Annotated in this window: 20 protein-coding genes and 1 pseudogene; 4 read left to right on the forward strand and 17 right to left on the reverse strand. The window is 69.9% G+C overall.

From position 1 onward, the window contains the following. Positions 1-61: 61 nt before the first annotated feature. The 12 genes and pseudogenes from nuoF to ABIA32_RS25875 form a co-directional block, all read right to left on the reverse strand. Positions 62-1,366, reverse strand: a pseudogene (gene nuoF / locus ABIA32_RS25820) (NADH-quinone oxidoreductase subunit NuoF); the annotation flags it as partial. After that, entirely contained in the window at positions 1,363-2,175 is an 813-nt protein-coding gene (nuoE, locus tag ABIA32_RS25825; protein ID WP_370100067.1) for an NADH-quinone oxidoreductase subunit NuoE, read from the reverse strand. The pseudogene nuoF and the gene nuoE, both read right to left, overlap by 4 nt. Beyond that, entirely contained in the window at positions 2,172-3,572 is a 1,401-nt protein-coding gene (locus ABIA32_RS25830) for an NADH-quinone oxidoreductase subunit D (RefSeq protein ID WP_370100069.1), read from the reverse strand. Before ABIA32_RS25830 ends, nuoE begins: the two co-directional genes overlap by 4 nt. Then, a complete protein-coding gene (locus tag ABIA32_RS25835) occupies positions 3,572-4,309 on the reverse strand; it encodes an NADH-quinone oxidoreductase subunit C (protein ID WP_370100072.1) in 738 nt (245 codons plus the stop codon). The genes ABIA32_RS25830 and ABIA32_RS25835 overlap by 1 nt, the downstream gene beginning before the upstream one ends. Continuing rightward, on the reverse strand, positions 4,306-4,860 hold the full coding sequence (locus ABIA32_RS25840; RefSeq protein ID WP_370100075.1) for an NADH-quinone oxidoreductase subunit B family protein: 555 nt from the start codon (positions 4,858-4,860) through the stop codon (positions 4,306-4,308). Before ABIA32_RS25840 ends, ABIA32_RS25835 begins: the two co-directional genes overlap by 4 nt. Before the next feature lie 59 nt (positions 4,861-4,919). Next, positions 4,920-5,279 (reverse strand): NADH-quinone oxidoreductase subunit A, encoded by a 360-nt coding sequence (locus tag ABIA32_RS25845; protein ID WP_370100078.1) that lies wholly within the window; start codon positions 5,277-5,279, stop codon positions 4,920-4,922. A gap of 505 nt (positions 5,280-5,784) precedes the next feature. Next, positions 5,785-7,119, reverse strand: a complete 1,335-nt coding sequence (locus ABIA32_RS25850) for a hypothetical protein (protein ID WP_370100081.1) — start codon at positions 7,117-7,119, stop codon at positions 5,785-5,787. An 11-nt stretch (positions 7,120-7,130) separates the two neighbouring features. Then, a complete protein-coding gene (locus ABIA32_RS25855; RefSeq protein ID WP_370100084.1) occupies positions 7,131-8,471 on the reverse strand; it encodes a geranylgeranyl reductase family protein in 1,341 nt (446 codons plus the stop codon). A 149-nt stretch (positions 8,472-8,620) separates the two neighbouring features. After that, a complete protein-coding gene (locus ABIA32_RS25860) occupies positions 8,621-9,313 on the reverse strand; it encodes a demethylmenaquinone methyltransferase (RefSeq protein WP_370100087.1) in 693 nt (230 codons plus the stop codon). Between the two features lie 19 nt (positions 9,314-9,332). Then, the gene (locus ABIA32_RS25865) at positions 9,333-9,842 is read right to left on the reverse strand and encodes a hypothetical protein (RefSeq protein WP_370100090.1); all 510 of its coding nucleotides are present in this window, start codon (positions 9,840-9,842) and stop codon (positions 9,333-9,335) included. A gap of 7 nt (positions 9,843-9,849) precedes the next feature. Beyond that, positions 9,850-10,995 (reverse strand): cyclic dehypoxanthinyl futalosine synthase, encoded by a 1,146-nt coding sequence (mqnC, locus tag ABIA32_RS25870; protein WP_370100159.1) that lies wholly within the window; start codon positions 10,993-10,995, stop codon positions 9,850-9,852. Between the two features lie 232 nt (positions 10,996-11,227). Continuing rightward, complete coding sequence (locus ABIA32_RS25875; protein ID WP_370100162.1) at positions 11,228-12,079, reverse strand: menaquinone biosynthetic enzyme MqnA/MqnD family protein; 852 nt, start codon at positions 12,077-12,079, stop codon at positions 11,228-11,230. A gap of 268 nt (positions 12,080-12,347) precedes the next feature. Here ABIA32_RS25875 and ABIA32_RS25880 point away from each other — a divergent pair, with 268 nt between their 5' ends. Then, the gene (locus tag ABIA32_RS25880; RefSeq protein ID WP_037602390.1) at positions 12,348-12,551 is read left to right on the forward strand and encodes a cold-shock protein; all 204 of its coding nucleotides are present in this window, start codon (positions 12,348-12,350) and stop codon (positions 12,549-12,551) included. A 191-nt stretch (positions 12,552-12,742) separates the two neighbouring features. After that, on the forward strand, positions 12,743-14,125 hold the full coding sequence (locus tag ABIA32_RS25885; protein ID WP_370100094.1) for an MFS transporter: 1,383 nt from the start codon (positions 12,743-12,745) through the stop codon (positions 14,123-14,125). 15 nt (positions 14,126-14,140) lie between these two features. Here ABIA32_RS25885 and thpR read toward each other — a convergent pair whose 3' ends face one another. Then, positions 14,141-14,695, reverse strand: coding sequence for an RNA 2',3'-cyclic phosphodiesterase (gene thpR / locus ABIA32_RS25890; RefSeq protein ID WP_370100097.1), 555 nt, complete (start codon positions 14,693-14,695; stop codon positions 14,141-14,143). A gap of 93 nt (positions 14,696-14,788) precedes the next feature. Here thpR and ABIA32_RS25895 point away from each other — a divergent pair, with 93 nt between their 5' ends. Continuing rightward, on the forward strand, positions 14,789-15,337 hold the full coding sequence (locus ABIA32_RS25895) for a GNAT family N-acetyltransferase (protein ID WP_370100100.1): 549 nt from the start codon (positions 14,789-14,791) through the stop codon (positions 15,335-15,337). 88 nt (positions 15,338-15,425) lie between these two features. Here the strand turns inward: ABIA32_RS25895 and ABIA32_RS25900 are convergent, their stop codons facing one another. The 3 genes from ABIA32_RS25900 to ABIA32_RS25910 all read right to left on the reverse strand — a co-directional run bounded on the left by ABIA32_RS25900 (position 15,426) and on the right by ABIA32_RS25910 (position 18,867). Further along, a complete protein-coding gene (locus ABIA32_RS25900; protein ID WP_370100103.1) occupies positions 15,426-16,832 on the reverse strand; it encodes a DUF222 domain-containing protein in 1,407 nt (468 codons plus the stop codon). A 140-nt stretch (positions 16,833-16,972) separates the two neighbouring features. Further along, positions 16,973-18,229 carry an MFS transporter gene (locus ABIA32_RS25905; protein WP_370100164.1) on the reverse strand — a complete coding sequence of 419 codons (1,257 nt, stop codon included), beginning with the start codon at positions 18,227-18,229 and terminating at the stop codon, positions 16,973-16,975. Between the two features lie 203 nt (positions 18,230-18,432). Further along, positions 18,433-18,867 carry a MarR family winged helix-turn-helix transcriptional regulator gene (locus tag ABIA32_RS25910; RefSeq protein WP_370100106.1) on the reverse strand — a complete coding sequence of 145 codons (435 nt, stop codon included), beginning with the start codon at positions 18,865-18,867 and terminating at the stop codon, positions 18,433-18,435. A 280-nt stretch (positions 18,868-19,147) separates the two neighbouring features. Between ABIA32_RS25910 and ABIA32_RS25915 the strand changes: the two genes are divergently transcribed. Then, positions 19,148-20,530 carry an FAD-binding oxidoreductase gene (locus ABIA32_RS25915; protein WP_370100108.1) on the forward strand — a complete coding sequence of 461 codons (1,383 nt, stop codon included), beginning with the start codon at positions 19,148-19,150 and terminating at the stop codon, positions 20,528-20,530. Positions 20,531-20,665: 135 nt separating this feature from the next. On the opposite strand, the gene ABIA32_RS25920 is transcribed toward ABIA32_RS25915, so the two are convergent. Next, on the reverse strand, positions 20,666-22,123 hold the full coding sequence (locus tag ABIA32_RS25920) for an NCS2 family permease (RefSeq protein ID WP_370100111.1): 1,458 nt from the start codon (positions 22,121-22,123) through the stop codon (positions 20,666-20,668). Positions 22,124-22,127 lie beyond the last annotated feature (4 nt).

Consider the following 22,127-nt stretch of genomic DNA (forward strand, 5'->3'; position numbering starts at 1 on the left):
CGCCGGGGTCCTCCCCCGGGCTGTGACTCTCGGAGATGTAGGCCCGCCGTCCACGACCGCCCGCCCAGACCGTCGAGGCCGCCGGGTCGAACGGGCAGCGGCGCTCGCGCAGGTGCTGCTCGTACTCGTCCCTGAAGTACTGCAGCGAGGAGAAGATCGGGCTGGCGGCGCCGTCGCCCAGGGCGCAGAAGGACTTGCCGTTGATGTTGTCGGCGATGTCGTTCAGCTTCTCCAGATCGCCGGGGACACCCTCGCCCGCCTCGATCCTGCGCAGCAGCTGGACCAGCCAGTAGGTGCCCTCACGGCAGGGCGTGCACTTGCCGCAGGACTCGTGGGCGTAGAACTCGGTCCACCGGGTCACCGCGCGGACGACGCAGGTCGTCTCGTCGAAGATCTGCAGCGCCTTGGTGCCGAGCATGGAGCCCGCCGCCGCGACGCCCTCGTAGTCGAGCGGGACGTCGAGGTGCTCCTCGGTGAACATCGGCGTCGAAGAGCCGCCCGGCGTCCAGAACTTGAGCCGGTGCCCCTCACGGACGCCGCCGGTGACCTCCAGCAGCTGCCGCAGCGTGATGCCGAGCGGCGCCTCGTACTGGCCGGGGTTGGTGACGTGCCCGGAGAGCGAGTAGAGCGTGAAGCCGGGCGACTTCTCGCTGCCCATCGAGCGGAACCACTCCTTGCCCCGGTGCAGGATCGCCGGGACGGACGCGATCGACTCGACGTTGTTCACGACGGTCGGGCAGGCGTAGAGACCGGCGATCGCGGGGAACGGCGGCCGCAGTCGCGGTTGGCCGCGACGCCCCTCGAGGGAGTCGAGCAGCGCCGTCTCCTCGCCGCAGATGTACGCGCCCGCACCGGCGTGGACGGTGATGTCCAGGTCGAAGCCGCTGCCCAGCACGTTCCGGCCCAGGTATCCGGCGTCGTACGCCTCCTGGACGGCCGCGTGCAGGCGGCGCAGCACCGGCACGGTCTCCCCGCGCAGGTAGATGAAGGCGTGGTTGCAGCGGATCGCCCAGCTCGCGATGATCATGCCCTCGATCAGCGAGTGCGGGTTCGCGAAGAGCAGCGGGATGTCCTTGCAGGTGCCCGGCTCCGACTCGTCCGCGTTGACGACGAGGTAGTGCGGCTTGCCGTCGCCCTGCGGGATGAACTGCCACTTCATGCCGGTCGGGAAGCCCGCTCCGCCACGACCGCGCAGACCGGCGTCCTTGACCAGCGCGATGACGGCGTCCGGGTCCATCCGCAGCGCCTCGTGCAGGCCCTTGTAGCCGTCGTTGGCGCGGTAGGTGGCCAGCGTCCAGGGACGGTCCGCGTCCCAGGTCGCGGAGAGGACCGGGGAGAGCAGCTTCTCCGGGTGCGTCGCGGTCATGCCTCGTCCCCTTCCGTGCCCATGCCCGTGTCGGTGGCCGTGCCATCGGGGTGGGCCGTGTCCTCGCGGTCGGTGCCCTCGTGACGCGGCGCGACGACCCGGGTCGGGGTCGCGCCCGGCAGGGTCTCGCCGCGTGAGAGCCGCAGACCGGCCAGGCTGGGCGCACCGCCCGCGCCGGACTCGTCCACCGCGCCCGACCGCTCGTCGGGGAAACCGGCCAGGATCCGCGCGGTCTCCTTGAAGCTGCACAGCCGCGCCCCGCGGGTGGGCTGCACGTCCGCGCCCCCGCCCGCGCGCAGCTGGTCGACCAGCTCGCGGGCGCTCTCGGGGGTCTGGTTGTCGAAGAACTCCCAGTTGACCATCACCACGGGCGCGTAGTCGCAGGCCGCGTTGCACTCGATGTGCTCCAGCGAGACCGAACCGTCCGCGGTCGTCTCGTTGTTGCCGATGCCGAGGTGCTGCTGCAGCTCCGCGAAGATCTGGTCGCCGCCGAGCACCGCGCAGAGCGTGTTGGTGCACACCCCGACGTGGTACTCGCCCGCAGGACGCCGCCGGTACATCGTGTAGAAGGTAGCCACCGCGGTGACCTCGGCCGTCGTCAGCTCCAACTGCTCGGCGCAGTACCGGATCCCGGTGCGGCTGACGAAGCCCTCCTCCGCCTGCACCAGGTGCAGCAGCGGCAGCAGCGCGGAGCGCGACTGCGGATAGCGGGCGATGATCGCCGCCGCGTCCGCGTCGAGCCGCTCGCGTACCTCGGCGGCGTACGGCGCCGCCGGGAGCTCCGGCAAACCGAGTTGAGTCGCACTCATCGGTCCACGCCTCCCATCACCGGGTCGATGCCGGCCACGGCGACGATGACGTCCGCGACCTGCCCGCCCTCGCACATCGCGGCCATCGTCTGCAGGTTGGTGAAGCTCGGGTCGCGGAAGTGCACCCGGTACGGACGCGTGCCGCCGTCGGAGACGACGTGCACGCCGAGCTCGCCCTTCGGCGACTCGATCGCCGTGTAGGCCTGGCCCGGCGGGACGTGGAAGCCCTCGGTCACCAGCTTGAAGTGGTGGATCAGCGCCTCCATGGACTCGCCCATGATGGTGCGGATGTGGTCGAGCGAGTTGCCCATCCCGTCCGGTCCGAGCGAGAGCTGCGCGGGCCAGGCGATCTTCTTGTCGGCCACCATCACCGAGCCGCCGACACCGGCCCCGGAGGAGCCCTTCAGCTGCTCCAGGCACTGGTCGACGATCCGCAGCGACTGCTCCATCTCGCGCAGCCGGATCAGGAAGCGCCCGTAGGAGTCGCAGGTGTCGGCCGTCTCGACCTCGAAGTCGTACTGCTCGTAGCCGCAGTACGGATCGGTCTTGCGCAGGTCGTGCGGCAGGCCGGTGGCCCGCAGGATCGGCCCGGTCGCGCCGAGCGCCATGCAGCCGGCCAGGTCGAGGTAGCCGACGTCGACCAACCGGGCCTTGAAGACCGGGTTGTTGGTCGCCAGCTTGTCGTACTCGTGCATCCGCGAGCGCAGCAGCTTCACGCCCTCGCGGATCTGGTCGAGCGCGCCCGGCGGCAGGTCCTGCGCCAGCCCGCCGGGGCGGACGTAGGCGTGGTTCATCCGCAGGCCGGTGACCAGCTCGAAGATGTCGAGGATGATCTCGCGGTCACGGAAGCCGTAGATCATCAGCGTGGTGGAGCCGATCTCCATGCCACCGGTGGCCAGGCACACCAGGTGCGAGGCGATCCGGTTGAGCTCCATCATCAGCACCCGGATGACGCTGGCGCGCTCCGGGACGTCGTCGGTGATCCCGAGCAACTTCTCGACGGCAAGGCAGTAGGCGGTCTCGTTGAACAGCGGAGTCAGGTAGTCCATGCGGGTCACGAAGGTCGTGCCCTGGACCCAGTTCCGGAACTCCATGTTCTTCTCGATGCCGGTGTGCAGGTAGCCGATGCCGCAGCGGGCCTCCTTCACCGTCTCGCCGTCGATCTCCAGGATCAGGCGCAACACGCCGTGCGTGGACGGGTGCTGCGGACCCATGTTGACGATGATCCGCTCGTCGTCGGCCCTCGCCGCGACCGCGCTGACGACCTCTTCCCAGTCGCCGCCGGTGACCGTGTAGACGCGGCCTTCCGTCGTCTCCCGGCCCGGTGCCTCGGCCTGACGGGGAGCGTGCGGTGCCCCGGATGCCCCGGGTGCCTGGGGTGCAGTCTGACTGGACATCAGTTGTACGACCTCCGCTGGTCGGGAGCCGGAATCTGCGCGCCCTTGTACTCGACGGGGATGCCACCGAGCGGGTAGTCCTTGCGCTGCGGGTGGCCCAGCCAGTCGTCCGGCATCATGATCCGGGTGAGCGCCGGGTGGTCGTCGAAGACGATGCCGAAGAAGTCGTAGGTCTCGCGCTCGTGCCAGTCGTTGGTCGGATAGACCGCGACCGTGGACGGGATGTGCGGGTCGGTGTCCGGCGTCGAGACCTCGACGCGGATCAGCCGCCCGTGGGTGATCGACCGCAGGTGGTAGACCGCGTGGAGCTCGCGCCCGGCGTCGCCCGGGTAGTGCACGCCGCTGACGCCCGTGCAGAGCTCGAAGCGGAGCGCCGGGTCGTCGCGCAGCGTCCGCATCACCTGGACCAGGTGCTCACGGTGCACGTGGAAGGTGATCTCGCCGCGGTCGACGACGGTCTTCTCGATCGCCGCCTCGGGGCCGAGCCCCTGCTCCTCCAGCGCGCCCTCGAACTCGTCGGCGACGGTGTCAAACCAGGCGCCTCCGTACGGTCGGCTGCTCGCCGCCGGCAGCACGATCGGCCGGACCAGCCGCCCGTACCCGGAGGTGTCGCCGCTCGTCCCGCTGGCGTCGCCGCCGAACATGCCGCGGCGGACGCCGATGACCTCCAGCTCAGTCTGCCCCTCGCGCGGTACCGGGACGTTCCCGGGCTCGCCTTGGGCGTTCTGCTCGCTCATCGCAGCAGCCCCTTCATCTCGCTCGTCGGGACCGCCCGCAGCGCCTGTTCCTCGGCCTCCGCCTCGGCGCGGCGCTTGTTGACGCCGAGCTTCTCGTGGCGGATCTGCTCATGGAGCTTGAGGATCGCGTCCATCAGCATCTCCGGACGCGGCGGGCAGCCGGGCAGGTAGATGTCGACCGGGATGATGTGGTCGACGCCCTGGACGATCGCGTAGTTGTTGAACATCCCGCCGGAGGAGGCGCAGACGCCCATGGAGATGACCCACTTCGGATTCGCCATCTGGTCGTAGACCTGGCGCACCACCGGTGCCATCTTCTGACTGACCCGCCCCGCGACGATCATCAGATCCGCCTGCCGCGGCGAACCGCGGAAGACCTCCATGCCGAACCGCGCCAGGTCGTAGCGCCCGGCGCCGGTGGTCATCATCTCGATGGCGCAGCAGGCGAGCCCGAAGGTCGCCGGGAACAGCGAGCTCTTGCGCACCCACCCCGCCGCCTGCTCGACCGTGGTGAGCAGGAAGCCGCTGGGCAGCTTCTCCTCGATACCCATCCGTCGTTCCTCTTCTCAGCCTTGGTCGTGTGGGTCCTGTGGGTCGTGTGCTTCGCTTGTCAGTCCCACTCGAGCCCCCCACGCCGCCAGACGTACGCGTAGGCCACGAACACCGTGGCGATGAACAGCACCATCTCCACCAGGCCGAAGATCCCCAGGGCGTCGAAGGTCACGGCCCACGGGTAGAGGAAGACGATCTCGATGTCGAAGACGATGAAGAGCATCGCCGTCAGGTAGTACTTGATCGGGAACCGACCGCCCCCGACCGGCTGCGGCGTGGGCTCGATCCCGCACTCATAGGCGTCGAGCTTGGCCCGGTTGTAGCGCTTGGGGCCGGTCAGCGCGGCCATCGCCACCGAGCCGACCGCGAACGCAGCCGCGATGGCGCCAAGTACCAGAATCGGCGCATAAGCGTTCATGCCGAACGACCTCTCCAGGCGTCAGTCCGTGCCGACGTCCCTGTCGGTGACTGCGGTCCGTGCAGCTTGGGCTGCCTTTTTTGGCTTCGCCTATGACTGTGATCCCCACATGTGAGGCAGTTCACAAGCCCCCAAGACGGCTGCATCCTATGCCTCTTCGCATGTGATCTGCGACACGCGGTCACAGACCAAGATTGTGATCTACACCACCTGACAGATGATCATGAAGCAATGAGAGGGCAAAATCGGACACATTGCGTGTGCTTGCGTTCACAAGCAGTGGTGAGGCCGCGCATTGACGCAGCTCGGAGGCCCTGCGCCTAGCATCGGCCTTGGATCCAAAGCAAGTTTTGCTCCTGCGGCGACCACGTGTTAGTGAACCTGGCCTCGTCAGGGTGACGAGTCTGTGCAGAGCCTTGACCCGGACAAGCGGGCACACGAAACCAGCGCGCCGCCGGGAGGGGCCCGGCGGCGCGCTGGAGGATACGAAAGGGAGTCGGAGCGCCTACGGCACCCCGAGGTTGAAGATCGCGTAGCCGCCGTACCAGCCCGAGATCGCACCCAGGATCAGCAGAAGCGCGATCGCCTGGCCCCGGCTCATCCGGCGCAGGGCGAGCGCGAGCGGGATGGCGAGCGGGAAGAGCGGCATGACGAAGCGGCTGATCGTGCCGAACATCTGCTGGCTGAGAATGATCATCGCCAGCGTGCCGAGCGTGTAGACGACCAGCACCGCCGGCGGTCGCAGGCGCAACAACAGCAACACCAGGACCGGCAGGCACATCAGCACCGCCAGCCCCACCAAGTCCTCGGTCGGGTAGGGGAAGAGGTAGTCGTACCGGCCCAGCAGCAGGCCCTGGACGGACTTGAAAGCGTTGGCGCCCCAGTCGAAGGAGTGCGCCCAGCCCTGGCGTTGCAGCGTGAAGTAGCCGGTGAAGTCGTGCAGCTGGAAGCCCAGCCAGGTCAGATACCCGCCCAACCCCAACGGCGCCGCGAAGAAGGCGAAGACCGGCCCGCCCTGCTTCCCCTCGCGCCGCCACAGCGCCAGCAACGCGGCCAGGCAGACGCCCGCGATCAGCGTCACGGCCGACGGCCGGGTCAGACCGGTGGCCAACGTCAGCAGCCCGGCCGTGTACCAGCGACGGGCCAGGACCGCGTAGCAGGCCCAGACGGCCAAGGCGGTGAACAGCGCCTCCGAGTACACCGACCACTGCACCGCGGACGCGGGGAACACCGCCCACAGCCCCGCCGCGAGCACCCCCGCGCGCCGGCTCCCGGTGAGCCGCTCCGTCAACGCGAAGATCCCGGCCGCCGCCACGAACGAGGCGACGACGGAGACCAGCATCCCCGCCCCGTAGAGCCCGAGCCCGGTCACCTCGCTGACCAGTCGGATCAGCCCCGGGTAGAGCGGGAAGAAGGCGATGGAGTTCTGCTCCATCGTGAAGGGCCCGAGCGGCGCCATCGGTGTCAGCGCCGGGTGGTAGCCGTGCGCGGCGACGTCCTGGTACCACCAGCCGTCCCAGGAGCCCAGCACGTCCCAGGGCTTCGCGCCGCCGCCGTAGCGCGGCGTGTTGGTGCGGTAGGTCCCCGAATACGCGAGCAGCCGCAGCAGGACGAGCAGGCCGACCAGCTTCACGGCGCCGTAGAGCGCGAGCGGCGCGCCGAAGCGCCGACCGAAGCGCGCGCCGAAGGCGCGGAGCCGGTCGGCCCGCGTCTCCGCCGCCCGGTGCGCCCCGCGCGCCCCGACCGGCTCGGTCGGCTCGGTCGGCTCGGTGACGCCTACGTCGTCGGTACTCAACTCGTCGGTACTCAACTCGCCTGTGCTCAACTCGTCCGTGCTCACGCCGTCGATATTCACGCCTTCGGGGCGACCTTGGCCAGACCGTTGATGATCCGGTCCATCGCGTCGCCGCCCTGCGGGTCGGTCAGGTTCGCGAGCAGCTTCAGCACGAACTTCATCAGCACCGGGTGGGTCAGGCCGTGCTGCGCGGCCATCCGCATCACCAGCGGGTTGCCGATCGCCTTCACGAAGGCGCGTCCCAGGGAGTAGTAGCCGCCGTAGACGTCCTTGAGGATCCGCGGGTACGCCTCCAGGGCGCGCTCGCGCGCCTGGTCGGTCGTCCGGGCCAGCGCCTGGACGACGACGCCCGCCGCGATCTGGCCCGACTCCATCGCGTAGGCGATGCCCTCACCGTTGAACGGGTTGACCATGCCGCCCGCGTCGCCTACCAGCATGAAACCGCGGCTGTAGTGCGGCTGCCTGTTGAAGGCCATCGGCAGCGCCGCGCCGCGGATCGGCTCGGTCATGTTCTCCGGCGTGTAGCCCCACTCCTCGGGCATACCGGCGCACCAGACCTTGAGCAGCTCGCGGTAGTCGATGTCCTTGAACGACTTGGTGGTGTTCAGCAGCCCGAGACCGACGTTGCTGGTCCCGTCGCCCATGCCGAAGATCCAGCCGTAGCCCGGCAGCAGCTTGTCCTGCCCGTCCCTGCGGTCCCACAGCTCCAGCCAGGACTCCAGGTAGTCGTCATCCGCGCGGGGCGAGGTGAAGTACGTCCGGTACGCGACGCCCATCGGCCGGTCCTCACGCCGGTGCAGGCCGAGCGAGAGCGAGAGCCGCGTCGAGTTGCCGTCGGCGGCGACCACGAGCGGCGCGCGGAACTCCACGACGCGCTTGTCCTTTGATGTCGCAGCGCCGCCGTCCTCCAGCTTCGCCGTCACGCCGATGACCCGCCCGGTGCGCTCGTCCAGTACCGGACCGGTGACGTTGCAGCCCTCGTGCAGCTTGGCCCCGGCCTTCTCGGCCTGCCGCGCCAGCAGCTCGTCGAAGTCGGCGCGCTTGCGCACCAGCCCGTAGTCTGGGAAGGTCGCCAGCTCCGGCCAGTCCAGCTCCAGCCGAACGCCGCCGCCGATGATGCGCAGGCCCTTGTTGTGCAGCCAGCCGCTCTCCTCGGACACGTCGATGCCCATGTCGACCAACTGCTTCACGGCGCGCGGCGTCAGCCCGTCCCCGCAGACCTTCTCGCGGGGGAAGCGCGACTTCTCCAGCAGCAGCACCTCGAGACCGGACCGGGCCAGGTGGTACGCCGTCGTCGCCCCGGCCGGGCCGGCGCCGACGACGATCACATCGGCGTGGGCCTCCACGGTGCTGGTGCTCTCGCTCAACCTGGGCTCCTGAGTCGTCGGGGCGGGCATGCGGTCGAGTCTAGAGAACCCGCCGCTCACAATCGGCCTGCGCCCCGCAGTCAGCCGGAAGCCCGGACGCCCTTGAAGCCGAGCGGCTGCTCCGGGTCCGGACATGCCGTACGTGCCGTACGTGCGGTGCGTGCCGTCCCGCGGAGTCCCTATCCCTTGATCCCGCGGTGCAGCGCGACGATGCCGCCCGTGAGGTTGCGCCAGGCTACTCGCTGCCATCCGGCCTGCTGGAGGCGGGTGGCGAGGGCCGGCTGGTCGGGCCAGGCGCGGATGGAGTCGGCGAGGTAGACGTAGGCGTCCGGGTTGCTGCTGACCGCGGTGGCCACCGGGGGCAGCGCGCGCATCAGGTACTCGGTGTAGACGGTGCGGAACGGCGGCCAGGAGGGGTGGCTGAACTCGCAGATCACCACGCGCCCGCCGGGCTTGGTCACGCGCAGCATCTCGCGCAGCGCGGCGTCCGTCTCCTGGACGTTCCGCAGCCCGAAGGAGATGGTGACCGCGTCGAAGACGCCGTCCGCGAACGGCAGCCGGGTCGCGTCCCCCGCCGTCAGCGGGAGCTCGGGGTGACGCCGCTTGCCCTCGCGCAGCATGCCGAGCGAGAAGTCGCACGGGACGACCTGCGCACCCGCCTCGGCGAAGGGAATCGACGAGGTCGCCGTCCCCGCGGCCAGGTCCAGCACCCGTTGACCGGGCCGGGCGTCGACCGCCCGCGCGACCTCGCGACGCCAGAGGCGGGTCTGGCCCAGGGAGAGAACGTCGTTGGTGAGGTCGTACTTCGCCGCGACGTCGTCGAACATCGAGGCGACCTCGTGCGGCTGCTTGTCCAGGGAGGCTCGGGTCACGCGCTCATTCTCCTCTGCGTTACGTACGACGGTGCACGAGGCGCCCCGCGAGGACGGTGGCCAGGCAGGCGCGGTCGGATCTGTGGGTTCTGTCGGATCTGTGGGTTCTGTCGGTCCCGTCGGTTCTGTCGGTGGCGTCGATGGCGTCGGTCCCGTCGGTGGCGTCGGTCCTGCTTGGTGCGAAGACCGCGAAGTCGGCGCGCGCGCCGACGGCGAGCGGCGCAGGCGTCCCGAAGGGGAGCCCGACCCGTGCCGCGGCCTGCCCGAGCGCCGGATCGTCGTCCAGCGCACCCGCCGCCAGCGCGGTCACCCCGCGCAGCAGCAGCGCGTGCACGCGCTCGCGCGGGCTTGGCGCGTCCGGCAGCGGGCCCTCCCACAGCAGCCCCGCCCGCAGCTCCCCCGGCCATTCGCGCACACGCGCGCCGGGGTAGCCGGCGCGCAGCGCCGTGACGTCCCCGACGGCGACGACGCGGTCACGCTCGACCGCGACAGCGCCGTCGGGATGGGCGCCGACATGAATCGTGAGCATCGACAGGTCAGTTGGTCGGGCTGAGCAGCTTCAGCTCCGGGTGGGCCGTGCCCCCCTCGATCGCCGTCGAGGCGATGTGCGAGAAGACGTGGTCGTCCACCGGGTCGTTCGCCGGGTCGTCATGGACGACCAGGTGCTCGTAGGTGGTCGCGCGCTGCGCCGGGACGCGACCGGCGGCGCGGATCAGGTTGATCAGCTCCATCCGGTTCGACCGGTGCTTCGCGCCCGCCGAGGAGACCACGTTCTCCTCCAGCATCACGGAGCCGAGGTCGTCCGCGCCGTAGTGCAGCGACAGCTGCCCCATCTCCTTGCCGACGGTCAGCCAGGAGCCCTGGATGTGCGCGACGTTGTCGAGGAAGAGGCGGGCCACCGCGATCAGCCGGAGGTACTCGAAGAGCGTCGCCTGCGTGCGGCCCTTCAGATGGTTGTTCTCCGGCTGGTAGGTGTAGGGGATGAACGCGCGGAAGCCGCCGGTGCGGTCCTGCACGTCACGGATCATGCGCAGGTGCTCGATCCGCTCGGCGTTGGTCTCGCCCGTCCCCATCAGCATGGTGGAGGTCGACTCGACGCCCAGGTTGTGCGCGAGTTCCATGATCTCCAGCCAGCGCTCGCCGGACTCCTTGAGCGGCGCGATCACCTTCCGCGGCCGCTCGGGCAGCAGCTCCGCACCAGCTCCGGCGAAGGAGTCGAGCCCGGCCGCGTGGATCCGACGGATCGCCTCCTCGGCGCTGACGCCGGAGATCCGCGCCATGTGGTCCACCTCGGAGGCGCCGAGGGAGTGGATCACGAGCTGCGGGAAGTCCTTCTTGATCGCCGAGAAGGCACGCTCGTAATACTCGACCCCGTAGTCCGGGTGGTGCCCGCCCTGGAACATGATCTGGGTGCCGCCGAGCTCGACCGTCTCCGCGCAGCGGCGCAGGATCTCGTCGAGGTCGCGCGACCAGCCCTTCTCGGTGTCCTTGGGCGCCGCGTAGAAGGCGCAGAACTTGCAGGCCGTCACGCAGACGTTGGTGTAGTTGATGTTCCGCTCGATGATGTACGTCGCGATGTGCTCGGTCCCGGCGTAGCGGCGACGGCGCGCCGCATCCGCGGCTGCGCCGAGCGCGTGCAGCGGCGCGTGCCGGTACAGCTCCAGCGCCTCCTCGGCGCTGATACGTCCCCCGGCTGCGGCGTGGTCGAGGACGGCCTGGAGGGGCTCGGTTCCTGCGGCGCGCTCGGTCTCTGCAGCGGCCTTGGTCTCTGCGGCGAGCTTGGTCTCTGCGGCGGGCTGGGTCTCTGCGGCAGGCGTAGTCACCTCGTCAGCGTACGCCAGAGGCATTCAGCCCCCGGGGCTGACCCGGCCCGTCCGCGGCCGCCGGTCGCCCCGGGGTCGATCGGCCGGCGGATCAGCTTCCGAACAGTCGGATCTCGTCCGTCGCGAGGCCGATGCGCGACGCGAACTCCCGCATTCCCTCGAGCTGCCGTTCGCCGAAGCTGAAGTCCAGCGCCTCCGCGTAATAGCGGTGCAGCGTGGACGCGTCGAACGACTCCCAACGAGCGGTCTGCTCGCAGACCTTGTCGATCTCCTGCATGGAGAGGTCCCTGGACTCGAGGAACGCGCGGTGCACCTCGGCCACGGTCTCCGGCTCGCGCGCCAGGAAGTCGCGGCGGGCGGCGAAGACGGCGAAGACGAACGGCAGCCCGGTCCACTCCTTCCACATCGCACCGAGGTCGTAGACGTGGAGCCCGAGCCGCGGCGCCTCGTGCAGGGACGCGCGGAGCGCGGCGTCGCCGATGAGGACGGCGGCGTCGGCCTCCTGCATCATCGCGCCGAGGTCCGGCGGGCAGGTGTAGTAGTCGGGCGTGACCCCGAAGCGCTCGGCCAGCAGCAGCTGGGCCAGCCGGACGGAGGTCCGGCTCGTCGAGCCGAGCGCGACCCGGCGACCGTCGAGCTCGTCGAGCGGCAGCTCGCTGATGATCACGCAGGACATCACCGGCCCGTCGCTTCCGACGGCGATGTCCGGGAGCACGGTCAGCTGATCGGCGTGGCGCAGGTACTCGACGCAGGAGATCGGCCCGATGTCGAGCCGCCCGTCGACGAGGGCGTCGTTGAGTGCGTCCGGATTGTCCTTGGTGAGGTCCAGATCGATGAGGCTGCCGGTGCGGGCCAGCCCCCAGTATAGCGGGAGGCAGTTGAGGAACTGGATGTGTCCCACGCGTGGCCGCTGCTGGCGCTCTTGCAGGTGCAGGTCTTGCATGTGCGGGTGTTGGGTGTCCACCCGAAGAACAGTAGACCCGCCTGACGATCATCCCTGGCCGGGGGCGAGGCTGCGTGCTAGGGTTTCTGCAGTTGCAGTTTGATTTCCCATGCAGTACTGAAGCCTGCGGAGCACATGTGACCGCGGGCTTCTGTGATTTTCAGAGCTTTGTCACAGAAGTCCCTGGAAGGCACGGCGGGGTGATCAGCGCAGCGGACCGGATGCCACGAGGTGTGGCGTCCATTTCGTCCCTCGCAAGGAGAACGGTATGGCGACCGGAACCGTCAAGTGGTTCAACGCCGAGAAGGGCTTCGGCTTCATCGCCCAGGACGGCGGCGGCCCCGATGTCTTCGTCCACTACTCCGCCATCAACTCGAGCGGCTTCCGCTCGCTGGAGGAGAACCAGACCGTCGAGTTCGACGTCACCCAGGGCCCGAAGGGCCCGCAGGCCGAGAACGTCACCCCGCTGTAGGTCTGACTTCCAACTGAGTCACCAGCAGTCCACGTAGTACCCAAGAGGGCCTGCCCCGGCGCACAGCCGGGGCGAGGCCCTCTGCCTTTTGGCCTGCCCTGACGCACAGCCTTTTAACGGCTTTGCCCGAGTGCTCACGGGCTCATCGGCGGCTTTGCCTCATTCAAGTTATACGTATAACTTGGTTATCCATGGGCTATCTCTCCGTGCTGCGCGCCCCCGTCGTCGCCCGCCTCCTGTCCGGCACCCTGACCGGACGCCTCCCCGCCGGCATGACGGTCGTCGCCATCGCGCTCGCGCTGCGCGGCGCGGGAGCGTCCTACGCCCAGATCGGCCTGACCACCGCCGCCTACGCCATCAGCGCGGCCATCGGCGGCCCGGTCCTCGGCCGCGCCGTCGACCGGCTCGGCCAACCGCGCGTGCTGCTCGCCTCCGCGTTCGTGGCCGCCACGGGCTACGTCCTGCTCGCCCTCGACCCGCGTTCGGCCGCGATGGCGGTGACCGGCGCGGCCCTGGCCGGTGTCGCCATGCCGCCGCTGGAGCCCTGCCTCCGCGCGCTCTGGCCGGACATCGTCGCGGAAGAACAGTTGGAGACGGCCTATGCGCTGGACTCCGCGTCCCAGCAGATCCTCTACGTCGCCGGACCACTGCTGGTGGCGGGCATCGCCGCCTTCGGCTCACCGAGCGCCGCGCTGTGGCTGGCGGCCGGACTGGGCATCGCCGGCACGCTGGTCGTCGCGACCTCCGCCCCCGCGCCGGCCTGGCGGTCGGCGTCGGCGGTGGCGGTGGAGGTGGCGTCGGCGGGGGCGTCGGCCTCCGCTTCGGGCGAGGCGGGGGGCGAGGCAGGGGCCGAGGCAGGGGCTGAGGCAGGAGCCGAGGTCGCGTCCGGCCATCCGCGTCGGCACTGGCTCGGGCCGCTGCGCTCGCGCGGTCTGGTGCTGCTCCTGCTCGCCTTCGCCGGGACCGGCTGGTCCGTCGGCGGCCAGAACATCCTCTTCGTCGCCTACGCCCAGGAGCACCCGGGCCTCCCGGGCGGAGCCGGACTCCTGCTCGCACTCGCCGCCTTCGCAGGACTGCTCGGCGCCCTCGCCTACGGCGCGGTCCGCTGGAAGGCCCCCACCTCCACCCGCACCTGGGCACTCGCGGCCGGCATGGCCGCCTGCTACCTCCCGCTCCTCGCCGTCCCCGGCCCATTGGGCATGAGCGCGGCCGCGACCGTGTCCGGTCTCGGTCTCGCCCCGCTGCTGGCGGCGGCATTCGTGCTCATCGCGGAACTCGCCCCGACCGGAACCACGACGGAGGCCTTCGCGTGGCTGGTCACCGTCTTCTCCACGGGCAATGCGCTCGGGTCCGCCGCGTCCGGCGCGGTCGTCGGCGGTTCGCTGCGAGCGGCAGCGCTGATCGCCTGCGCCGGCATCGTCTTCGGCGCTGTGCTCCTTGTCGCCTGCCGGAAGTGGCTGACCCCACCCGCGGACACGCTCGTGGCTCCGGCCACAGCTCCGGCCATAGCTCCAGCCCTGGCTACGGTTATGGCAACCGCGGGCGACGCGGAACCGGCCGCCGCGTCCGTGTGAGGTGAGGCGCAGGGATCAGCCCTCGGCGGTGAGAGACCACTCCGCAACTGCCTCGTAGTGCGCGGGCCCGGCACCGAGGTAGCTACGCATCAGGCAGAGCGTCCCCGCCGTCCACTCCGCGCCTTGGAAGTCCGCGAGCGCCGCCGCCAGTGCCCTCAGGTCCGCACGGGCCGTGCCGCTGCGCGCGAGGGTGAGATGCGCACGGAAGAGCCGGTCGTCCACCGCTATCCCGCTGCGCCGCGCCGCGTCCGCCACGTCCTCGGCGAGCTTGCGCAGCGCGAGCGTGTCCCCCGAGACACCCGCCCACAGCGCGCGGTCACCGAACCGCCCCGCACCGGCGAGCCGGAGCCGGTGCGCCGGATGCTCATGCGCGACGTGCGCCAGCCCGGGCTCGAGCGCGGACAGTTGCTCGGTGTCCACCTGTCCGAGGAATGCCAGCGTCAGGTGCCACGACTCCAGCCCCGTCCAGCGCAACCCCGTCCCCTGCGGGAGCGAGCGCAGCGGTCGCACGGCGGCATCCAGTTCCTGGATCGCCGACTCGGGCGGCACGACGGCGAGGAAGAGTCTCATCCCGGCAGTCTCTCCGACAAGCCCCGTCGAACGGAATGCGCGTCCACGTGAGTGCCCACCAGTCGGACGCCTTGATCCGATAGAAATGATCACATGACGAACACCGCCGATCCCGAACTCCATGTCCGACTGGCGACCTCCGAGGACGCCCCGCGTGTGCTCGCCGTCATGGACGGCATCATGGACTGGCTCATCGGCCTGGGCCGTGTGGCGCAGTGGGGGACCGAGTCCTGGTCCACGAATCCAGCGCTGGTGGAGCGCATCCGGAGCCGCATCGACCGCGCCGAGCTGCGGGTGGCGGTGACTGCGACTGACGAGATCGCGGGCGTCCTCTCCGTCTCCGAGACCGGCGCCGCCGACTACTTCCCCCCTGCGGGCGAGCCCGAGCTGTTCATCAATCTGCTGGCGACGTCGCGCGCGTTCAAGGGTCGCGACGTGGGCGGATTCCTGATCGCGGAAGCGGTGGCAGAGGCCCACCGACGCGGCCTGGGCCTCGTGCGAGTCGACTGTTTCGCAGGCGACGACGGCCGGCTGAAGGCCTGGTACGCGACGCAGGGCTTCGTGGAGGTCGAGCCGTTCGTGGTCCCGAGGGAAGGCCGACCGGACTGGCCCGGGATGCTCTTCGCCATGCGCCTGAAGTAGCGGCGCAGAGCCTGCGCGCATGCGCGTACATGCGTGTGGGCGTGCCGGTGGGCCGCCTGGTGGGGCGGCTCGTCGGCGCGCTGGCTCGTTATCGGGGGTATCTGGTGTTGGGGGGTGGTGGGGTGTCGGGTGGTGGGACGGCTTGGGGTTGGCCGTTGATCATTTCGAGTTCCCAGCCGGTTTGGTGGAGGTCGGTGTGGTGTTCGCCGCACAGGAGGGCGAGGTTGTCGAGGCTGGTGGTGCCGCCGTCGGCCCAGTGGGTCAGGTGGTGTGCTTCGCACCAGGTCGGGGGGCGGGTGCAGCCGGGCCAGACGCAGTGCCGGTCCCGGGCGATGACCGCGTCGCGCAGGTGGGCGGGGACGGTGCGGGTGGCGCGGCCGATGGAGACGGGCTTGTCCTGGCCGCGCGTCAGGATGACGCGGAGCTGACAGTCGCAGGCTTCCTTTCGGGCCTGCCAGGCGGGGAGCTGGTAGCCCCGGGTCGTGGTCGCCGCCACCCGAGGGCGCAGCAGCCCCGACAGGTCATCCTCACCCTCTTCGGGCTCGTCGTCCTCGGACTCGGTGTGGTCGAGGGTGGGGTGGGTGGGGCAGGTGTTCCGCAGGGCGTCGAGGTCCGCGATGAGCGTGAGGTGCGGACGCTGACCGCCCGTGGTGGGGAGCTTGTCCGATCCGAGCGCGAGGTCGGCGACGGTCTCGATGGCGTCGCCCATCCGCTCCGCGTGGGTGCGCGGGTCCCCGTCGACGGGAGCGCCCATGGCGGCCTCGAGGGCGACGCGGAGCTTCTCCCCCACCACCGGCGACAGTTCACCGGACAGGACCCAGAACGGGTCGTCCGAGGTGCCGGTCGGGGACAGCTTCGCCCAGGACTGGAAGCTCGCGGGAACGTCCTCGTTCTTGGGGTCTTCCTCGGCGACGAGGTGGGCGTGGACCTGCTGGGCGGCCGTCCGCAGCCCCGCGAGGTGCAGGACCTTGGCCTGGGCGATGAGGAGTTCCTCGGCCTGCCGGCGGGCCTGGGGGTCCTCGACCGGGGCGATCTCCCTCGCGATGACCTCGACCTGGCTGGAGGACAGCTCACCGGACGCGAGGGCGGTGCGGACGCTGCGGAGCTTGTCCAGGTCCCGGGCCCGGCCGACCAGGTGGTTCGCGTGCTTTTCCGCGAGCTGCCCGTGGGTGCGGAGGAAGCCCTTCGTGCTGCGGGACCGGACGGCGGTGGCGCCGCCGGTGCGGTCGAACACCGCCAGGCGGCGCGCCAACTCCGCGCCGACCATTTCCTCGAACCGCACCAAGGCAAGGAGTTGCTCGGACTGGAACCGGGCTCCGGCCGCGTGCAGCACCTCGTCGTCCTCCGCCGCCAGAGCAGCAAGGAACGAGAGTGCGGAAGCGGGCAGGGTACGGAGGGGCTCCGCACAAGCGCGGGCCTGGCGGGAAGACTTGGGGGTCAGCGGGTCCGCACGGAACACATCCCCGAGCGAGGGGCCAGAACAGCCCTCACCCATGGACGCATCTCCGTCTTCACACCCGCCCCCGAACATCGAGGCGTCCATAGAACAATTGTGACACCCAAACAGCCCCACGCCAAGCCCAAACCATCACCCACAAGAGTGAAAAACCCCAGCTCAGACCCCAATTGATGCTGTCATCGCGGCACCAGCGCCACCACATGTCCCTGCTGCCCGAACCCGTGCAGCAGATCCAGCCGCAGGCGCAGGTTCCCGATCCGCGCCAGCACCAGTCCCACCAGGCCGGCCGCCACCGCCGAGACCAGTCCGCACGCCAACAGGCCCACGCGGGGGCCGTACTGCTGCGTCAGCCAGCCGACCAGCGGTGCGCCCAGCGGCGTTCCGCCCGCGAAGACCATCATGAACAGGCTCATCACTCGCCCCCGCATCTCCGGTGCCGTACGGAGCTGGACGAGCGCGTTCGCTGCGGTGTTGAAGGTGAGGCCGAGCAGGCCGACCAGCGTCAGCAGCGCGGCGAAGGTCCAGTAGCTGGGCGCGAGACCCGCACCGGCCTCGAGCAGACCGAAGCCCAGTGCCGCCGCGACCAGCAGCCGCAGGCGCGGACGGCTCCGCTTCGCCGCCAGGAGTGCTCCCACCAGCGAACCCACCGCCAGAGCGGTGTTGAGCAGACCGTACAACCCAGGACCGACATGGAAGACCGAGTACGCGAACCCCGAGAGCACCGTCGGAAAGTTGAAGCCGAAGGTGCCGATGAAGCCGATCAGCACGATCGGCCAGATCAGGTCCGGGCGTTCGGCGACGTAGCGCAGACCCTCCCTCAGCTGGCCCTTTTCGCGCGGCAGTTGTGGTGTGCGGCGCAGCTCGCTGGTGCGCATGGCCATCAGGCCGAGGATCACGGCCCCGAACGACAGGGCGTTGACGGCGAATGCCCAGCCCGCGCCGACAGCGGCCATCAGGCCGCCTGCGACGGCCGGTCCGATGAGCCGTGCCGTCTGGAAGTTGGCCGAGTTGAGGCTGACCGCGTTGGCGAGGTCGGACTTGCCGACCATCTCGACGACGAAGGTCTGCCGGGCCGGATTGTCGACGACGGTCACCAGCCCCAGCAGGAAGGCGAAGATGTAGATCTGCTCCGCTCGCACGACCCCGGCCAGCGTCAGCACGGCAAGTCCTGCGGCGAGCAGACCCATCGCACCCTGGGTGAACATCAGCAGCTGCCGCTTCGGGAAACGGTCGGCGATCACGCCGCCGAAGAGGCCGAAGAGCAGCACAGGCAGGAACTGCATGGCGGTGGTGACGCCCACCGCGAGCGTGCTGCCGGTCAGGCTGAGCACCAGCCAGTCCTGCGCGATGCGCTGGATCCACGTCCCCGAGTTGGAGACGACCTGGCCGGCGAAGAAGTAGCGGTAGTTGCGGTTGTGCAGCGCGGAGAACATGCCGCCCCGTCGGCCGGTCCTCTTCTTCGCGGAAGTGGCTATTCGGTTGTTGTTGATGCTGTGGTTGGTGCGGTCGATCGTCTGGGCTTCGGTGGTCTCTGGCTCTCCGTGCGACGAATGCAAAAGCTTGCGTCCCCTGTGCGGTTGTCTTTCTCTTCTCTCCTCCGCATGCCTCAGTTGCGCGGGACGGGCGCAGTACGGGTCTAGAGCTGGGCCAGTCGTTCGAGGACGGGCGCGGCCGCGCGCAGCACGGCCCACTCCTCCTCGGTCAGACCGGACGCGAGTTCGGCGAGCCAGGCGTCACGCTTGGCCCGGCTCTGGTCGAGAATGCTCTCGGCCTGCTCGGTACTGCTGACGACCACCTGCCGGCGGTCCTGCGGGTGCGGCTCCCGCCGCACCAGACCCTTTTCCTCCAGCATCGCGATGATCCGCGTCATCGACGGCGGCTGCACGTGCTCGCGCTTGGCGAGCTCTCCCGGTGTGGCGCTGCCGCAACGGGCGAGCGTGGCCAGGACCTGCATCTCGGTGGGCGTGAGGGACTCCTCCACCCGCTGATTGCGCAACCGCCGAGCGAGCCGCATCACGGCGGAGCGCAGCGTGGCAACCGCTGCGTCGTCGTGCTCGGGCAACTCAGGCATGATGGTTACCTTAGCTCATTACCTTTGCTAAAGAAAATGGATACCGCGCGGAACGCCACTCCGCGTCAGCGTCGCGGTGGACGCCCCCGCGAGGGCGTTGCGTGATCGGTGACGCGGCATTCTGGTGGCATCCCCGCCCCGCAGGCGACCGGATTCGTCAAGGCGGCCGACGCCGGTGCCGCCATCACGCACTCCGCCGCGTACGGCTGCTGCCCGCGCCCAGAGCGCGAGCGAGTGGTTGACTGAAGAGACGGTAGCCGGCGCCCGAAAGGATGCGGCCATGGAATCGGACGGCGTCAGCGACGCGGCGCTCGCCGACCTCGGCGCCGGATTCGACGGGGCACTGATCCTTCCGGAGGATCCCGGGTACGACGACGCACGGACCGTCTTCAACGCGGCGATCGACCGCAGGCCGGCCGTCATCGCTCAGTGCGCCGGACCACCGGACATCGCCAGAGCCATCCGCTTCGGGCGCGAGCACGGGCTGGAGATCGCCGTACGGGGCGGCGGCCACAGCGTCGCGGGGATGGCGATCACCGAGGGCGGGATCGTCATCGACCTGCGGCGGATGAACTCGGTGTCGGTCGACCCGGCTGCTCGGACCGCACGAGCCGGCGGCGGCACGACCATGGGCGACTTCGACCGCGCCACCCAGCCGTACGCGCTGGCGTGCACCGGCGGCCGGGTCTCCACGACAGGTCTGGCCGGACTGACGCTCGGCGGCGGGTCGGGTTGGCTGGAGCGCACCTTCGGGCTCACCTGCGACAACCTGCTGTCGGTCACGCTGGTGACCGCGGACGGCAGCACACTCCGCGCCGCCGAGGACGAGAACCCGGAGCTCTTCTGGGCGCTGCACGGCGGCGGCGGAAACTTCGGGGTCGTCACCGAGTTCACCTTCCGGCTGCACCCGGTATCGACGATCACCTTCGCGCTGCTGCTCTGGGAGCCCGCCGCAGGGTTCGACGTCGGGCGGGCCTACCGCGACTTCATGGCGACCGCCCCGGACGAGGTCGGCGGCGGTTTCCTCTTCTGCACAGCGCCGCCCGAGGACTTCGTCCCCGAGTCCCTGGTCGGTCACCTCGCCTGCGGAGTCCTGCTCACGTACGTAGGCGGGGAGGAGGCTGCGAGGGAGGTGTTCCGGCCGATGCTCGAGCTCGGCCACGCATGTGCGGAGATGGCAGAGCTGCCGTACGCCGACTTCCAGTGCGCGCTGGACGACCCGCCGGGCTTCCGGAACTACTGGTCAGCGGAGTATCTCGACGCTGTGCCGGACGAGGTCCTGAAACGCTTCTGCGAACGCGCCGATCAGATGATCACACCCTCGCCGTCGCAGCTGTACCTGCTCCCCCAGGGCGGCGCCGTGTCGCGGGGCCGAGCCGACTACCCCGTCCCTTGGCGAACCGCCTCGTGGGTCGTGCACCCGTACGGCATGTGGTCCGACGCCACCGACGACGAGCGTGGCCGGCGGTGGGTGCAGGAGACGCGGGCCGAGCTCAGGCCGTGGTCGACCGGCGCGGTCTACCTCAACTTCATCGGCCACGAGGGCCAGGAACGCGTCGTGGCGGGCTTCGGCCGGGCCAACTACGAGCGCTTGGCTGCGGTGAAGCGGCAGTACGACCCGGAGAACGTGTTCCACCTGAACCACAACGTCAGGCCTCAATGAGATGCCGGGTGGCGCGGAACCGCCCTGCGGAGGGGTGCACCCAAGTCCGCGATCCGCGTCAGCCTTGCGCTCCCGGGCGTGGAACGCCAAAGGCGGCGGACCCGTCGAGATCCGCCGCCCGTCCCAGCCGCTAGCTCACTGCCCCAGACCCAGCGCCGGCATCAGGTAGTAGAACGCGAAGACCGCCGCCACCGCGTACAGCGGGACCGGTACCTCGCGGCCACGGCCCGCCGCCAGGCGCAGCACGCAGAAGACGATGAACCCGATGCCGATCCCGTTCGTGATGCTGTACGTGAACGGCATGATGATCATCGTCAGGAACGCCGGGACGGCGATCGTGAAGTCGGACCAGTCGATCTCGCGGATGCCGCTCGCCATGATCAGGAAGCCGACCACCACCAGCGCTGGGGTGGCCGCCTGGGTCGGGACCATGGTCGCCAGCGGGGTGAGGAAGAGCGCCGCGGTGAAGAAGAGGCCGGTGACCACGCTGGCCAGACCCGTCCGCGCGCCTTCGCCCACGCCCGTCGTCGACTCGGCGAAGCAGGTGCCGGCCGAGCTGGAGGTCGCGCCGCCGGTGAGGGTCGCGATGCCGTCGATCATCAGGACCTTGTTCATGCCCGGCAGGTTGCCCTCGGCGTCCAGCAGGTGCGCCTCCTCGGAGACGCCCAGCACGGTACCCATGGCGTCGAAGAAGCACGACAGCAGCACCGTGAAGACGAAGAGAACGCCCGTCAGCACACCCACCTGGCTGAAGCCGCCGAAGAGGCTGACCTTGCCGATCAAGCCGAAGTCCGGCGTGGCGACCACGTGGCTCGGCAGGGCGGGGACGGTCAGGCCCCAGCTCTCGGCGGGGATCTTGGCGACCTTGTCCACGATCATCGCGAATACCGTCGCGACCACGATCGAGATCAGGATCGCGCCCGGGACCTTGCGGACCATCAGCACCAGGGTCAGCAGCACGCCGACGACGAAGATCAGCACCGGCCAGCCGGTCAGGTGCCCGTTGCCGCCGAGCTGAAGCGGGACCGTCGTGTGCGCGGCGTCGGGGATACGCGTGACGAAGCCGCCGTCGACCATGCCGATCAGCGCGATGAAGAGGCCGATGCCGATGGCGATCGCCTTGCGCAGGCTCAGCGGGACCGCCGCCATGACGCGCTCGCGCAGGCCGGTGGCCACCAGAACCATGATCGCGAGGCCGGCCAGGACCACCATGCCCATCGCGTCCGGCCAGCTCATCTTCGGCGCGAGCTGCAGCGCGACGACGCTGTTGACGCCGAGGCCGGCCGCCAGCGCGATCGGGACGTTGGCGAAGACGCCCATCAGCAGCGTGGTGAAGGCCGCGGTGATGACCGTCGCGGTGACCAGCTGGCCGGTGCTCAGGTGATGGCCGAATTTGTCCGTCGCAGAGGACAGGATGATCGGGTTCAGCACGATGATGTAGGCCATCGCGAAGAAGGTGGCAGCGCCGCCGCGGATCTCGCGGCCGAAGCTGGAGCCGCGCTCGGAGATCTTGAAGAAGCGGTCCAGCGCGCCGCCGGGCGGCTGGGATCCGGGGTCAGCGGGCGCGGTCATGGCGGTGGCCGACGAGGTCATGGAG

Source organism: Streptacidiphilus sp. MAP12-20 (genome assembly GCF_041262525.1).
Lineage (GTDB): Bacteria > Actinomycetota > Actinomycetes > Streptomycetales > Streptomycetaceae > Streptacidiphilus.